This window comes from Streptomyces sp. NPDC002476 (assembly GCF_042889785.1).
Lineage (GTDB): Bacteria > Actinomycetota > Actinomycetes > Streptomycetales > Streptomycetaceae > Streptomyces.
On the sequence record NZ_JBIARH010000008.1, the window covers coordinates 44,102 to 58,314 of the forward strand.

Consider the following 14,213-nt stretch of genomic DNA (forward strand, 5'->3'; position numbering starts at 1 on the left):
ACCGGGCCCAGGAGGGACCGGGCCGGTTCCAGAACAGACAGGGCCGGGCCCAGGACAGACGGGCCGAGGCCCCGGACCGGCGGGGTCAGGTCCAGCGGCCGGTGCCGCAGGTGTCGGAGTCGCCCGTGAGCTGCCGCAGCAGAGCGGCGCGCCGCACCTTCCCGGTCCCGGTGCGCGGCACCTCGTCCCAGGTGAGCGCGACGGGCTCGGCGAGAGGCGGGAGCCCGTCCGCTGCGGTCTTCCAGCGCAACGCATCGAGGCACCCGTCCCGGGTGACGACGACGGGCAGCGGATCCTTGCCGTCCGGGCGGCCGAGGACGACGCATTCCAACGCCTCGGGAAGTCGTTCCTCCAGCCGGTCCTCGGTCTCCAGACAACTGAACCGGCCGGGGTTGTCGACCTCGCGGTCGAGCAGAAGGACACTGCCGTCGCGGCGCAGCAGCCCGAGGTCGCCGGTGTTCCACCAGCCCTGGTGCTGCTTGTCGGCCCAGCGGTCCTCCTCGCCGACGTAGCCGAGGGCGAGGGCGGCGGTCCGGGCCTGGAGGAGCCCGGTCCGGCCGCGCGGCAAGGGCAGTTGGGTGCGCGGGTCGACGACGCGCAGCCGGGTCTTGACGGGGATGGGGCGGCCCAGGTCGCGGGCGGTGGCGGTACGCCCGCCGTCCCCCGGGGAACGGCGGGTGTGGAAGCGGAAGGTGAGCGGGCCCGTCTCGGTCTGGCCCCAGCCCTGCATCCACACCGGGTTCCGGCGTCGACTGGCCGCCAGATAGGCGCGGATCGTGGGCGGGTGCACGGCGTCGTAGGTGCTGATGAAGAGGCGTACCCGCCGGAAGGCGTTGTCGAGGCGGCTGGTGAGCTCCTGAAGACGGACGTACGTGCTCGGCAGCGCCTCGGCGATGGTGGGCGGGTGTGCGCGCAGCAGCGGGTCGGTGGCGTCTGGGTCCGCCCCGGACAGCAGGACCATGGCCTCGGGGGCGCGCGAGAAGGCGACGCCCGTCCAGCAGAAGGTGCGCCCGTGTGCGTAGGAACCGGCGTGCAGCAGGGTGTCGTCACGGCGTACGCCGATGCCGGGGTAGGGGACGGCCTCGAAGCGGGCGAGCTTGCGGATGATCGTGCGCGTGGAGTGCACGACGAGCTTCGGCACCCCGGTGGTACCGGAGGTGTGGTTGATGACGAGCGGCTCGTCGTCGTGGCGGCGGCGGTGCACCGCGGGCCCCGGAGCGACATCGGCCAGCGGTACGGCGCGTGGCGCGGCCTCGTCCACGGTGAGCGTGGTGTCGGCGAGGGCGGTGAGGTCGTTCCCGGTGGCGCGGCAGCGCTCCAGCAGGGCGGCGGAGGTGACGAGCACGGCCGGTTCGAGCCGGGCGAGGAGCGTGGCCAGGACCGCCGGTTCGAGCTGTCCGGAGAGCTGGGCGGGTACGGCCCCGGCGCGCACCGCCGCGCAGGCGAGGAGGTCGTAGTCCCAGTGGTTCTCCTTGACGACGGCCACGCGGTCGCCCGGGCGCGCCCCGGCCGCGGCGAGCCGTGCCGCCGTGGTGGCGACCAGGTCCGCGAGGGCGGGGACGGTCCAGCGGGTGCCGTCCTCGGGCGCGAGGTCCAAGGGCCGGTCGAGATGGACGACGGTGGTGTGGCCGCGCTCAGCGGCCTCGTCGAAGAGCACACCCATGTCGTACGGTTTCACCGGGCAGTCTCCAGCTGTGGTTCGGAATGGGTTCGTCGGGCGCCGAGGCGGCTGAGGACGCGGGACGCGGCGAGGCTCCCGGAGCGTACGGCCCCTTCGGAGGCGGGCCGCAGCATCACCCAGTCACCGGCGTACTCCACGGGGCGCGCGGCGCGGCGCATGAAGCGTTCCCGCAGATGCAGCGCGCGAGGGGTGGCCTCCGGCAGAGCGTGCGGGAAGGCGTGCACGAAGCTGTGCCGGGTGGCGCGGCCGAGTCCGGGCACATAGCGCTCGGCGGCGGCGATCAGCCGGGCCTTCGTCTCCTCCTCGGGACACTCGGCCAGTCCCGGTACGGTCCCCGGGGCGGCCATGAGGGTGAGCAGCCCCCGGCCGTGCGGGGCGCGGCCGGGGTGTTTGACGTGGTCGGCGATGACGGCGGTCAGGACGTCCTCCTCGACGGCGGGGGTCAGCAGGAGATAGAGCGGGCGGCCGTCGGCGGTGGGGGCGAGGGGCCGGTCCAGCAGACAGCTGACCTTGAGCGCGGAGCTGAAGGTGCAGGCGCCGAGGAACTCGGCCTCGTCCGGCGGTGCTTCGGGCCGGAGCGCGGCGGCGAGCGGGGCCGGTACGGCGAGAACGGCGGCCCGGGCGGCCACCTCGCCGTCGTCGAGACGCAGCCGGGCCCCGCCCTCGGTCCGGACGACCTCGCGCACGGCGCGGCCGGTCTCGACCTCGACGGTGTCGGCGAGCCGCCGGGCGAGCAGGTCCATGCCGTCGAGGTAGGTGCGCCAGCCGGAGGGCGGGCCGACCTCGGCGAGCAGGCTCAGCATCGGGGCGGCGGCGGAGCGGGCGGTGTCCCAGCCGAAGCAGCAGCCGACGAGCGGCTGGAGCAGGTAGTCGTGCAGATCGGGGTGGTAACGCCCGGCCAGGGCGCGGACGGTGGCGGCACCGACGGGGGTGTCGTGCGGCCGGTCCCCGTCGTAGCGGCGGCGGTCGCGGGCGATCCGGCCGAGCAGCCGGACGAGGTCGAGGCGGGCTGCCGGGCCGAGCCCCGCACCGCCGTCGACGAGGGCGGCGGGCCCGCCGACCCCGGGCCGGGCCCGGCCCTCGCGCCACACCGCGACCTCGCCGCCGATGCGGGGCACCTCGTCGTGGCGGACACCGAGACGGCCGAGGAGTTCCCAGGTGGCGCGGTAGCCCCGGGACGGGACCTGCTCGGCGCCCCGGTCGACGGTCCAGCCCTCGTGGCGGAAGCTGCGCATCCGGCCGCCGACCTCGCGGTGGCTCTCGTAGACGCGCACGCTCAGCCCGGCACGGCTCAGCTCGTGGGCGGCGGTGAGCCCGGCGGGACCCGCGCCGACGACGGCCACGTCCAGGTCGGGGGAGACGGTCCGGCTCATGCGGCCCCCGCCCCGACGAGCAGGTTCGCCACGACGAGGAGGACGACGCCCAGCCGGTGGACGCGGAAGCCGATGCGCCGCGCGGCCATGATGTTGTCGGCACGGAAGCCGGTGAGGTACTGCCGCAGCCGCAGGCAGCCGGCCGGGAGCATGACGAGCGCGAACCACCAGGGGGCGATCCCGGTCGCCGAGGCGGCGACGCTGAGCAGGTACTCGGCAGCGGACAGGGCGCCGATGAAGAGGGCGTTGCCGCGCGGGGAGACGAGGACCGCAACCGTGGGACGGCCCACGGCACGGTCGCCCTCGATGTCGTTGGTGTTGGAATACACCCCGAACATGAGCGGCCCGAAGCCGAAGAGCACGCCCTGCACGAACAGGAATCCGCTGAATTCCCCGGTGAGCAGCCCGTACTGGGCGATGACGAGCACGAGCCCCAGGGCGGCGAGGAACGCCTCCTGGAAGCCGTGGTAACTGATCTTCAGCCCGTAGGAGTACTGGAGGGAGACGATGTAGAGCAGGCCCAGCAGGATCAGGGCCCACGGCGGGCGGTGCGGGGCGAGGGCGACGGTGAGCGCCCACACGACCGCCCCGGCCGACGCACAGACCCAGGCGAACCGGAGGGCCTCGCGCTCGCTGAGGGTCCCGGCGACGAGGGGCTTGCGCAGTTTGTTGCGGAGCGGGTCGTCGGGGCCGTAGTTGGCGATGTCGCTCCCGTCGCGGAAGCCGGTCACGTCGTCCAGCGCGACCATCGCCATGATGACGAGCACCTGCCCGAGCAGGAAGAGGACGAGCGTGGCGGCGGACCGCCGGTCGAGCCCGGGGGAGAGGGGCAGCAGCACGGCGGCGAGGACCACCGGTGTGCTCAGGTAGTAGTCGAAGACGTCGAGCTTGCCCAGCCTGCGGTAACTGCGCAGCTTGCTCTCCGGCCGGGACGCGGCGGGCACTGCCCCGGCGCCGGCCGTGACGCTCTGTGTCATGGGTTCTTCTCGGCCCTTCGTATCGTGTCGTTGTGTCGTGTTGTGTTGCCGTGTTGTGTCGTCCGCCGTCGGCCCGCGGGATGACGGCGGACGAGGGGCGGACGCGTACGGGCGTGTCCGGTGAGGGACCGGGCGGTTCGCCTCGGGCCGGTGTTTGCCGGTTCGGGCCGAGGCGTGGTGCGGCCGGAGCCCGGCCCGGGTCCCGATGCCGGAGGCCCGCGGGTCCCGGCGGTGGTCTCAGCGTCCGGCCGCGAAGGCGCACACGCTGTCGGCGACATGCTCCACCTCGGCGTCGCTCAGCAGGTGGTGCACCGGCAGCGACAGCGCGCGGGCGGCGGCGGCCCGGGCCCGGGGCCACTGTTCGCCGACGGGCGCGTACGGGGCGAAGGCGGCCTGCTCGGGCAGCGGCAACGGGTAGTAGACGTGGGTGGCGACCCCGGCGCGGTCGAGGTGGGCGCGCAACGCGTCCCGTTCCTCGACGAGCAGGGTGTAGACGTAGTAGCAGCGGCCGTCGCGGCCCGCCGGGGGCGGAACGATTCCCTGCCCGGCGAGCGGGGCGAAGCGCTCGGTGTAGTAGTCGGCGATCCGGGCACGCCGTTCGAGGCGCTCGGGGAAAGCGTCGAACCGGTGCAGCTGGAAGGCCGCCTGGACCTCGTCGAAGCGGCTGTTGCGGCCGACGAGGTGGTGCACGAAGCGCTGCCGTCCGTCCTGCCCGTGGTTGCGCAGCATCCGTACCCGCGCGGCCAGCCGGGGATCACGGGTCACCACGGCGCCGCCCTCGCCCGGCATCCCGCAGGACTTCACCTGCACGAAGGAGAAGACTCCGGCGTCGCCCCACAGCCCCGCGGGGGTGGAGCCGAGCACGGCCCCCTGGGCGACGGCCGAGTCCTCCACGAGCCGCAGTCCGTGGCGCCGGGCGAGGGCGGTGAAGCGGGGCATGTCCGCCATGACCGAGAACATGTGGGCCGGCATCAGCGCGGCGGTCCGGGGGCCGATGCGGCGCTCCACGTCGTCGGGGTCGACGACCATGGTGTGCGGGTCGATGTCCGCGAAGACCGGGGTGCCCCCGACGTTGACGACGGCGGCGGCCAGCGGGGCGCACCCGAAGGCGGGAACCACGACCTCGTCCCCGGTGCCCACCTCCATCGCGGTGAGGACGAGTTCGAGCGCGGAGGTGCCGCTGCCGCAGAGCACCACGTCGGGCGCGCCGAGGGAATCGCGCAGCATCCGTTCGAACTCCTCGGTGCGGGAACCGAGGATGAAGCGTTGGGAGGGATCCAGGGCCACCTCGCGGAAAAGACCGATCAGTTCTTTCCGGTCGGCTTCGAAGAGCTTCCGGGGGAAGAACTCGACGCGGACCGGAGGTACATGGGAGGCGCCGACGGACCCGGCCCGGTCGTCCGCGTCCCGGTCATCCGCTGCTGCGTCGTCCGCTTCCGGCGCCGCGGGGAGCGTGTCCGCGGTCTCTGTACGTCCCGCGGCCTCTGTACGTCCCGCGGCCTCTGTACGTCCTGCGGTCCCCATACGTCCCGCCGTCCCCGTACGTTCCGCGGCCGCCACGTCGCCCACCTCGATGCCCACCTCGCCGCGCACCTCTTCGGCCGTCCCGCGCCGGGTGTGCGGGACCTCCGGGGCGCGCGGCGCCCTGGGGGCCTGCCGTACGTAGAAGTCGGCGACCACCTCGCACACCCGGTCGATCTCCGCGGTGCCGAGGTCCGGGTACAGCGGCAGCGCCACGGCCCGTCCGGCGGCGGCCTCCGCGTGCGGGAACCGCCGGTCTCGGCAGCCGAGCCCGGCGAAGGCGGGCTGTCGGGGCAGCGGCACCGGGTAGTAGACCTCGGTTCCGATTCCATGGGCGCCGAGATGGGCGACGAGGTCGTCACGGCGTTCGGCCTCGATCAGATAGACGTAGAAGACGTCACGGTCGCCCCGCTCGGGCCGGGCGGTGGACCGGGGCAGCCGCAGCACGCCGGGGATGTCGCGCAACCGCTCGGTGTAGCGGGCCGCCAGGGCTGCGCGGCGGGCGATGTCCTCCTCCAGTGTGGTCGACTTCGCCAGCAGGACGGCGGCCTGCACGTCGTCCATCTTGCTGTTCGCCCCGGGGCGACTGCTCTGCGTGGCGATCGCCGGGAAGTTGTCGAGGGTGTGCCCGGCCCGTCCGTGGTGACGCAACGCGTCGACCGCGTAGGCCAGTTCGGGGTCGTCGGTGAGGACGGCCCCGGCGTCGCCGAGGGCGCCGAGGGTCTTGCTGGGGAAGAAGGAGAGCACCCCTCCGGCCCCGAGGAGCCCGGCGTGCCGGCCGCCCCGCCGCATCCCGATCGCCTCGGCGCTGTCCTCCACGACCGTGAGCCCATGGGCCCGCGCCACCTCGCCGATCGCCGCCATGTCCGCCATCGTGTGGAAGAGATGCACGGGCATGACGAAACGGCAGGCTGGGGTGACCGCCTCGGCCAGGGCGTCCGGATCCATGGCGTAGGTGGCGGGGTCGATGTCGACGAAGCGGGGGACACCGCCCGCGAGGACCACGGACGAGGCGGTCGCGAAGAACGAGTACGCGGGCACCAGCACCTCGTCGCCGGCGCGCAGCCCGCAGGCGCGCAGCAGCAGCACGAGCGCGTCCGTACCGCTGTTCACGGCGATTGCGTAACGCGCCCCGGTGCAGGCGGACAGTGCCTTTTCCCATTCCGCGACCTGAGCGCCGTGGGAGAATTTCCCACGGTCGAACACGCGCTCAAGATTCTGTTCGACCAGCGGCCACAGTCGTTGGAATCCCTTCGCCTGGGAGAAGAAGGGGATGGATGACGAGGACCCTCCGGGGGCCGGCTCTCCGTCCCGACTCCCTTGTTTCGCAAGGCTGTTGATCTCCAAACCCGCCCCCACCCTGACGCCGTTCCGATCCGCGGTGTACGTGGGATCAGCGTGGCCGAAGGGGAAACCCGACCGGTAGCGGAATCCCTTCCGCTTCACACTTTGCGGTGCTCATTTCCCGCTTGGCTTGACGTCGACGCGATGGTGTCGAAAAGGTCCGTGTAGAAATCCGTGCAGAAACATGCCGGGGACACCGGAAGCACGCGCGTCCGGCTGACGGGAGCCCGTCCCGCTCCCTCGTCACCACCCCGTGCGACGAGCGCAGATCCATGGCACCGCGCCGACACCGACTCCGACATCACACAGAACGACGGGCGGTCGTGCCGCCATGCCCGCCCCCTCCATTCGTTCCTTCCTTCCGTTCTTCCCTCCTCGAAGGAGCCACCTTGTTACAGCCCTTGGTCGTAGGACTCGGCCGCTCGGGAGCCGGACTGCACCTCAAGGCGCTCCGGAACCTGGCACGGTCCGGGCAGATCCGGCTGGGACCGGTGATCGGCTGCGACCCGCGCCCCGACCTCGCGCGCGATCTGTCGGGCGTGGTCCTCACCACCTCACCGGAACAGGCCCTGCGCCACGTGCACGACCCGCGGACGACCGTCGCCCACGTGTGCACCCCGCCGCACGACCGGCTGCCGCTGGTGCGCGAACTGGCGGACCACGGGGTGAGACACCTGCTGATCGAGAAACCGATCGCCAGCACCCGGGACGAGCTCTCCGCCCTGCTCCGGCTGCGCGAGCGAGCGGGCCTCCGCCTGACAGCCGTCACCCACTGGCTGGCCGCCGAACTCACCATCCGGCTGAGGCGACTGGTGACGGAACAGCCCTACGGCCCCCTGCGGCGGCTCACCATCGACCAGGACAAACCGCGCTTCACCCGGTCCCTCGCCTCGGGCTCCCACCGCACCGCCCTGGAAGTGGAGATCCCGCACGCGCTCGCCCTCGCCGTGCACCTCTGCGGTCCGGCCCAGGTCGTACGGGCCTCCTGCGCCGAACTGCGCACCGACCACGAGGCGCGCCCGAACCTCGGCGGGGCACGGGTCGAACTGCACCACACCGACGGAGTCCGCACCACGCTGCGCTCGGACCTGACCTCGCCCGTCCGCCGCCGCAGCGCGGAGCTGGAGTTCCGGGACGCGACCGTCGTCGCGCACTACCCGGTCGGCGAGGACGACGACCACGCCCAGCTCCAACTCCCCGGCCGCGCGCCCCAGATCTTCCGCGACGACGCGCTCCTCGCCTTCTTCCACGCCGCCTACCAGGACTTCGCCACCGAGGATTCCCCCGGTTCCGGACACCGGCACTTCGCCACCACCGCGGAAGCGGCCCGTCTGGTCTGCGAGGCGAAGGCCCTGCTATGACACACTGCCCCGCCACCCCCGACCCTTCGGTCCGTACGGCCTCCGCCCTCTCGGACCGCACGCACCGCACGGCCCCCGACCCTTCGGTCCGTACGGCCTCCGCCCTCTCGGACCGCACGCACCGCACGGCCCCCGAGCCCCCGGAGCGTACGGCCTCCGCCCTCTCGGACCGCACGGCTCGCGAGCCGCACGGACCGGTGGCCCGCCCGGTCCTGGCCGGTCTCACCGACGAGGCCGCCGCGAGCCTGGACGGCCAGCTCGCCGTCGTACGGACACTTGGGTGGACCGCCGTCGAAATCCGCTCCGTCGACGGCGTCCCCCTGGCCGACCTCCCCCGCGACGAGGTCGGCGCCATGGCCCGGCGCCTCGCCGAGTCCGGCACCCGAGTGGTCTGCCTCGCCTCCCGCATCGGCAACTGGGCCCGCCCCATCACCTCCGACTTCGCCCAGGACCTCGACGAACTGCGCGTCCTGGAGGAGTACGCGGACCTCCTCGACTGCCGCCGCGTCAGAGTGATGTCGTACCCCAACGACGGGCTGCCGGACGCGGAATGGGGCCGCAGGGCCGTCGAACGGCTGCGCCGCCTCACGGACCGCGCCGAGGAGGCCGGACTCACTCTGCTCCACGAGAACTGCGCCGGCTGGGCGGGCGACGACGCGGAACGCGCCCTGCGCCTGCTGGAGGAGGTGGACAGCCCCGCCCTGCGCCTGCTCTTCGACATCGGCAACGGAGTCCCGTACGGCTACCGGGCCGCCGGACTGCTGCGCCCGCTCCTGCCGTACGTGGACCACGTCCACGTCAAGGACGCCGTGCGCGACGCCGCCGGAGGGACCGCCTACACACTGCCCGGCGACGGCGAGGCCGAGGTCCGCACCTGTCTGCGGATGCTCGCGGAGGCCGGTTACGACGGCGCGTACTCCATCGAACCCCACCTCGCCGTGCGCCCCCACGAGGGCCTGGCACGGCCGGGCGAGGGCGCGGCGGACCTCTTCGTCCGGGCGGGCCGCCGCCTGGCGGAACTCCTGGACGCCCCGGCGTTCCGCACCCCGACGGACGACGCCCCGGCGGACCACGGCCCCGGCGGAGGCACCCCGTGAACACACCCCTTCCGCCGTCGCCCCTCCTGCACGCGAGCGACCACGAACTCCTCCTGCGTCTGCTGGACCTGCCCACGGCGGGCCCCCTGGAAGGCCCGCTCGGTGGCTCCGTCGAAGGCGGCCCCGGAACCAGCGGCACTGACGGCGAACACCCCCTGCGCATCGCGCAGGAGCTCTACGCCGGGGCCGCCGCGCCCTGCGGGCTGCGCGTCGTGCAACACGCTCCCGCCGATCCGAGCTGGCTGGAACGCCCAGGCGTCCCCGTGGTCGTACGGGAGGCGGCCCGCGCGGAACCCGGCTTCCTCACCGTCCAGCCCAGCCTGTTGCTGCGCCTGGGGCCCCGGCTGTCGCCCGCCCGCACCGTCATGTTCAACGTGCACCTCGACACCGTGGCCGGCGCCGAACCGGTCCGCTTCGACGGCCTCCGATTCCACGGCCGGGGGGCCGCCGACGCCAAGGGGCCCGCGGTGGCCCTGCTCGCCGGGATCCGGGCCGCTGCCGCCGCGCACCCGGCGCTCGGCCGGGACGTGGCCGTCCTCGTGCAGGCCGTGGCGGGCGAGGAGGGAGGGGCGATGGGCACCTACGGCACCCGCCCGCTGATCGCCGCCGGTCACTACGGACGGATCAACGTCTTCTGCGAGCCGACCGGGCTGCGCTCCCTGCCCCGCGCGACCGCCGCCATGACGGCACGCATCACCGTCGAGGGCGAGGACGCCATCGACGACCGGCCCGAGGCCGGGCACAACGCCACCGTCCTGCTCGGCCACCTCGCCCAGCACCTGGCCCACCGCCTCGACGGCGCCGTCCCCGGCACCCGCGTCTGCGTGGCCGGGCTGCACACCGGCGAACGCCACAACCGCGTCTACGGCACCGGCACCCTCCTCCTCAACCTCTCCTACGGCACCGGAGCCGACGGCGCACGGCTCGCCGCCGCCCTCACCGACGCCCTCGGCTCCGGACTGGCCGCGTTCACCGAACGCTTCGGCGCCACCCACGCGTTCGCCCGCACCGCCGAGGACGCCGCCCGGCTCGTCCGGCTGCGCTGGGACAAAAGGGACCTGCCGGCCCTGCGCAACGGCGACCCGTGGGCCGAGGCACTGCTGAGCGCGGCCGGAGCCCTCCCCGCGCCCCCCGACGACCCCGGCTTCACCTGCGACGCGATCTGGGCGAGCGGGCTGCCCGGCACCCACACCACGGTCCTCGGCCCCGGCTCCCTGGACGCCAACCACGCACACGCGCAAGGGGAGTTCATCGACCTCGACGACCTGGAGCACTTCGCCCGGATCGTCGCCCGCCTCCTGGGCGCCTTCGCCGAGGAGCCCGCCCGACCCGATCCCGTCAACGCCCCCGTCCCCACCCAGGGGAACGTTCACCCGAAAGGCAGTACCACCGCGTGATGACCACCACCGTCCGTCAGGCCGGGGCGCCCTCCGTCCTCGTCGCCCACGAACGGCTGCTCGACGCCCTCACCAACCTCTTCACCCGCCACGGCCTCCCCGCCGCCCGCGCCCGCACCGCCGCCGAGGCGCTCTGTCACGGCGAGTTGAGCGGATTCCCCTCGCACGGACTGTTCAACCTCGCCCGGCTCTACCTCCCGCTGCTGGAGTCCGGACGCTGCGACCCGCGCGCCGAACCCACCACCGTGACCGACCTCGGCGCCTGCGCCGTCATCGACCACCGGCGCGCCCTCGGGCTGTGGGCGGCGGCCGAGGCGATGGACGATGCCGTGGCACGGGCCCGGAAGTACGGCATCGGACTGGTCGCCGTACGCGGCGGCACCCACTTCGGATGCGCCGGCTTCCACGCGGGGCGTGCCGCGGCGGCCGGAATGGTGGGCCTCGTGGCGAGCAACTGCGGAGGCCAACGACTCGTCCCGGCTCCCCGCGGGGCGCTGCCGCTGCTCGGCACCAACCCCCTCGCCGTGGCCGCCCCCGCCCTCCCCGGCCACCCCTTCGTCCTCGACATGAGCACCACGGCCGTACCCACCGGCCGGCTCCGCCTCGCGGCACGGCACGAGGAACCGGTGCCGCCGGGATGGCTGGAGGACGAGCACGGCACCCCCGTCACCGACCCCGGAGCCTACGACCGGGGCGAGGCCCGGCTGCGCTGGCTCGGCGGGGACCCGGAGACCGGGGCGTACAAGGGCTTCGGCCTCGCCCTGGCCGTCGAGGTGCTCGCCGCCGGGCTCTCCGGAAGCGCCACCGGGCCCGCCCCGCAGGCCCTGGCGGACGACGAGCAGTCGCGGGGGACCGACGACGGCATCGGCTTCCTGCTGCTCGCCGTCGACCCCGGACGGCTGCGCCCCGGCGACGGCTTCGCGGAGGCGATGCGGGAACTCTTCGGGACCGTCAACGCGAGCCCGCCCGCCCCCGGAACCGACGAGGAGGTCCGCTACCCGGGCTGGCGGGAGGCCGAACGGGCGCTCCACCGACGGCGCGAGGGCGTTCCGCTGCCCGCCTGGCTCCACGAGGAACTCACCGGCCTGGGCCTGTTCGACGCGGGGCAGCCCCTGCCCGATTCCCCCCGCTCCCGGAACGCGGAAGGCGAGCGCCCGTGACGGCCACCCGCGCGGCCCTCGGGGTGATCGGCCTCGGCGCCATCTCCCGCTACTACCTGGCAGCCCTGGAGCATTCCCCGCACTGGCGGCTCGCCGCGGTCTGCGACGCCCGCCCCGAGGTGCTGTGCCGGCACGGCGACGCGGTGCCCGGCTGGACCGATGCGGCCGCGATGCTGCGCGAGACCCCCCTCGACGGTGTGGTGGTCGCCGTCCCGAACGACGCCCACGCCGAGGTGTGCCGAGCGGCACTCATCGCGGGCGTACCGGTCTGCGTCGAGAAACCGCTCGCCCTCACGGTCGCGCAGGGACGCGAACTCGCCTGTCTTTCCGCCGAGTTCGAAACCCCGCTGCTGACCGCCTTCCACCGCCGTCACAACGACGCCTTCCGGGTTCTGCGATCCGCCGTCACGGCCGCGGGCTCGCCCGTGCGCACGGTCCGGGTGCGCTACCTGGAACGCATCGAGGAACACACCGGAGGCGAGTCCTGGTACCTGGAGCCCGAACGGTGCGGTGGCGGCTGCGTCGCCGACAACGGGCCCAACGCCTTCGACCTCGTACGCCAACTGCTCGGCGACGTCGCACTGACGCACTCCTTCGTCGGCCGGGACGCCGCCGGGGTGGACCGCACGGCCCACCTGCGGCTGCGGGCGGCCGACGGAGCGGAGGCGGAGGTGCTGCTGGACTGGTCGTACCCGGGAGAGGCCAAGGACGTCACGGTGACCCTCGCGGACGGGCGTGCCCTCCACGCCGACCTGCTCGCCGGTCATCCGGGCTTCAAGGGTTCGCTGTGGCACGAGTACGAACGGATCCTCGTGGAGTTCGCCGGACTCCGCACCACCACGGACAGGACCGGCACCGCCGATCGCACGGGAGGCGGAGCCGGGGGCGGCCTCGCCTGCCTCGACCTCGTCGCCGCGGCGTACGCGCACGAGGCGGCCCGCCCGGACACATCACTCGCGCCGGAGCCGTCCCGGCGCCCGGACAACAGCGAGGCCCGGGAGGCCAGGGAGGCCCGGACATGAGGAACACCGTCGAGGACGGCCCCAAGAGGGCCGTGCGCGCCACTCTGGTCAAGGTGCTGCTGCACAGCCGTACGGACCGGGGCATGAGTCTGCTGGAGTGGGCCGGCCGCTGTGTGCGCGCCGGCGAGGTGCACGAGCTGGTGGTGACGGACCAGTGGGACCCGGTCGCGGGGGCCAGGATCGACCGCGTCGGCTTCCTCGGCTTCGCCGAGATGGAGTGCGGCGGGGTGGTGGACCGCGGCGACGTGCTGCGGATCGGCGACATCGAGGTGGGGCCGGTACTCGGCTTCGACGGCTGCCACTTCCCGAACCACTACAACATCCTGGTCCACAACCCCGTTCTGATGACCGGGGCTTCGCTCGACCTGCGCCCGGAGTCCCCGGTCGTCTTCGGCGGGCAGCAGACAGCGGGGGAGGGGCCGAAGGACTGAGAGGGGAGGGCCCAGGAGACCCGCGGCGCCCAGGAGAAGCCGCCGGGAAAAGCCGGGGCCGGGAAACGCACCGGGGCCGGTGACCGGACGAGGAGTCCGGCCACCGGCCCCGGCCTGTGGCGGACCGGACTCAGCCCAGCAGCTCGACGTCGAGGCGTCCGTAGTGGTACTCACGCACCACGCGCAGCAGCTCGTCCTCGCTCAGCTGCCCGTCACCGTTCGCGTCGATCTTGCTGAAGGTCTCGGCGGCCTGGTTGCGCGGCAGACCGATCCCGGTGAGCCACGCCTCGAACTCGGTGGCGTTGAGCGATCCGTCGCCATCGCTGTCGGAGAGGGTGACGAGGGCCTTCACCACCGGCGAGAGGGCGCGGTTGAACGCCGCCTCACCCTCGGTGAACAGCAGCTGCTCGGTGGCCTGCAGGAAGCCCTGCTCGGAGATGCCCTCCTGGGCGCTGCTCCCGGACTGCTCGGCGAGGTGGGTGTAGAGGGCCTCGAAGGCGTCGTGCAGCGCCCGCACCCCCGGGGAGTCCGGCGTCGCGCCGAACCCGGAGACGATGCGAGCGGCCTCCTGCCGGAAGTCCTCCAGCTCCAGCAGGCCGTTTCCGTCCACGTCCCAGCGGGCGAAACGCTTGCGCAGCCGGTCCTTGGCCAGGGCATTGGTCATGTCTGTACTCCTTCTCATGTTTCTCGTCATCCGCGGTACCGCGTTGGCTGCGGTACCGCGTTGTCCGCGGGTATCGCGGTGAAGCACCGGGCCCCGGTCACCGGCGCACCGGGGAACGGGACCCGGCCGCGCACGCCGGACCGGCGTGCGAGCAGGGGGGCCACCGCCCGGTACGGGGGCGGGGC

Annotated in this window: 11 protein-coding genes; 6 read left to right on the forward strand and 5 right to left on the reverse strand. The window is 73.7% G+C overall.

The genetic code is table 11. The features are described 5' to 3' along the window. Window positions 1-85: 85 nt before the first annotated feature. The 4 genes from ACFYXM_RS12230 to ACFYXM_RS12245 all read right to left on the reverse strand — a co-directional run bounded on the left by ACFYXM_RS12230 (window position 86) and on the right by ACFYXM_RS12245 (window position 6,998). The gene (locus ACFYXM_RS12230; protein ID WP_389288930.1) at window positions 86-1,678 is read right to left on the reverse strand and encodes an AMP-binding protein; all 1,593 of its coding nucleotides are present in this window, start codon (window positions 1,676-1,678) and stop codon (window positions 86-88) included. Beyond that, complete coding sequence (locus ACFYXM_RS12235) at window positions 1,675-3,054, reverse strand: protoporphyrinogen/coproporphyrinogen oxidase (protein WP_389288931.1); 1,380 nt, start codon at window positions 3,052-3,054, stop codon at window positions 1,675-1,677. The genes ACFYXM_RS12230 and ACFYXM_RS12235 overlap by 4 nt, the downstream gene beginning before the upstream one ends. Next, window positions 3,051-4,031, reverse strand: a complete 981-nt coding sequence (locus ACFYXM_RS12240; RefSeq protein WP_389288932.1) for a UbiA family prenyltransferase — start codon at window positions 4,029-4,031, stop codon at window positions 3,051-3,053. Before ACFYXM_RS12240 ends, ACFYXM_RS12235 begins: the two co-directional genes overlap by 4 nt. A 237-nt stretch (window positions 4,032-4,268) precedes the next feature. Continuing rightward, window positions 4,269-6,998 (reverse strand): DegT/DnrJ/EryC1/StrS family aminotransferase, encoded by a 2,730-nt coding sequence (locus tag ACFYXM_RS12245; protein ID WP_389288933.1) that lies wholly within the window; start codon window positions 6,996-6,998, stop codon window positions 4,269-4,271. Window positions 6,999-7,285: 287 nt separating this feature from the next. Here ACFYXM_RS12245 and ACFYXM_RS12250 point away from each other — a divergent pair, with 287 nt between their 5' ends. Genes ACFYXM_RS12250 through ACFYXM_RS12275 form a run of 6 tightly spaced genes read left to right on the forward strand, consistent with a single transcriptional unit; the run spans window position 7,286 to window position 13,364 of the window. Further along, entirely contained in the window at window positions 7,286-8,257 is a 972-nt protein-coding gene (locus tag ACFYXM_RS12250) for a Gfo/Idh/MocA family protein (RefSeq protein WP_389288934.1), read from the forward strand. Then, window positions 8,254-9,354, forward strand: coding sequence for a sugar phosphate isomerase/epimerase family protein (locus ACFYXM_RS12255; protein WP_389288935.1), 1,101 nt, complete (start codon window positions 8,254-8,256; stop codon window positions 9,352-9,354). Before ACFYXM_RS12250 ends, ACFYXM_RS12255 begins: the two co-directional genes overlap by 4 nt. Next, on the forward strand, window positions 9,351-10,751 hold the full coding sequence (locus ACFYXM_RS12260) for a M20/M25/M40 family metallo-hydrolase (RefSeq protein ID WP_389288937.1): 1,401 nt from the start codon (window positions 9,351-9,353) through the stop codon (window positions 10,749-10,751). Before ACFYXM_RS12255 ends, ACFYXM_RS12260 begins: the two co-directional genes overlap by 4 nt. After that, window positions 10,751-11,911, forward strand: a complete 1,161-nt coding sequence (locus tag ACFYXM_RS12265) for an Ldh family oxidoreductase (protein ID WP_389288938.1) — start codon at window positions 10,751-10,753, stop codon at window positions 11,909-11,911. Before ACFYXM_RS12260 ends, ACFYXM_RS12265 begins: the two co-directional genes overlap by 1 nt. Continuing rightward, window positions 11,908-12,933, forward strand: coding sequence for a Gfo/Idh/MocA family protein (locus ACFYXM_RS12270; protein WP_389288939.1), 1,026 nt, complete (start codon window positions 11,908-11,910; stop codon window positions 12,931-12,933). Before ACFYXM_RS12265 ends, ACFYXM_RS12270 begins: the two co-directional genes overlap by 4 nt. Then, complete coding sequence (locus ACFYXM_RS12275; protein ID WP_389288940.1) at window positions 12,930-13,364, forward strand: DUF6917 domain-containing protein; 435 nt, start codon at window positions 12,930-12,932, stop codon at window positions 13,362-13,364. The genes ACFYXM_RS12270 and ACFYXM_RS12275 overlap by 4 nt, the downstream gene beginning before the upstream one ends. Window positions 13,365-13,494: 130 nt before the next feature. Here ACFYXM_RS12275 and ACFYXM_RS12280 read toward each other — a convergent pair whose 3' ends face one another. Further along, window positions 13,495-14,028 (reverse strand): EF-hand domain-containing protein, encoded by a 534-nt coding sequence (locus ACFYXM_RS12280; protein ID WP_389288941.1) that lies wholly within the window; start codon window positions 14,026-14,028, stop codon window positions 13,495-13,497. Window positions 14,029-14,213 lie beyond the last annotated feature (185 nt).

Coding starts and splice junctions, on each gene's coding strand:
- ACFYXM_RS12265 (WP_389288938.1), top strand. CDS start 10,751: ATGACCACCACCGTCCGTCAGGCCGGGGCGCCCTCCGTCCTCGTCGCC.
- ACFYXM_RS12255 (WP_389288935.1), top strand. CDS start 8,254: ATGACACACTGCCCCGCCACCCCCGACCCTTCGGTCCGTACGGCCTCC.
- ACFYXM_RS12280 (WP_389288941.1), bottom strand. CDS start 14,028: ATGACCAATGCCCTGGCCAAGGACCGGCTGCGCAAGCGTTTCGCCCGC.
- ACFYXM_RS12275 (WP_389288940.1), top strand. CDS start 12,930: ATGAGGAACACCGTCGAGGACGGCCCCAAGAGGGCCGTGCGCGCCACT.
- ACFYXM_RS12240 (WP_389288932.1), bottom strand. CDS start 4,031: ATGACACAGAGCGTCACGGCCGGCGCCGGGGCAGTGCCCGCCGCGTCC.
- ACFYXM_RS12235 (WP_389288931.1), bottom strand. CDS start 3,054: ATGAGCCGGACCGTCTCCCCCGACCTGGACGTGGCCGTCGTCGGCGCG.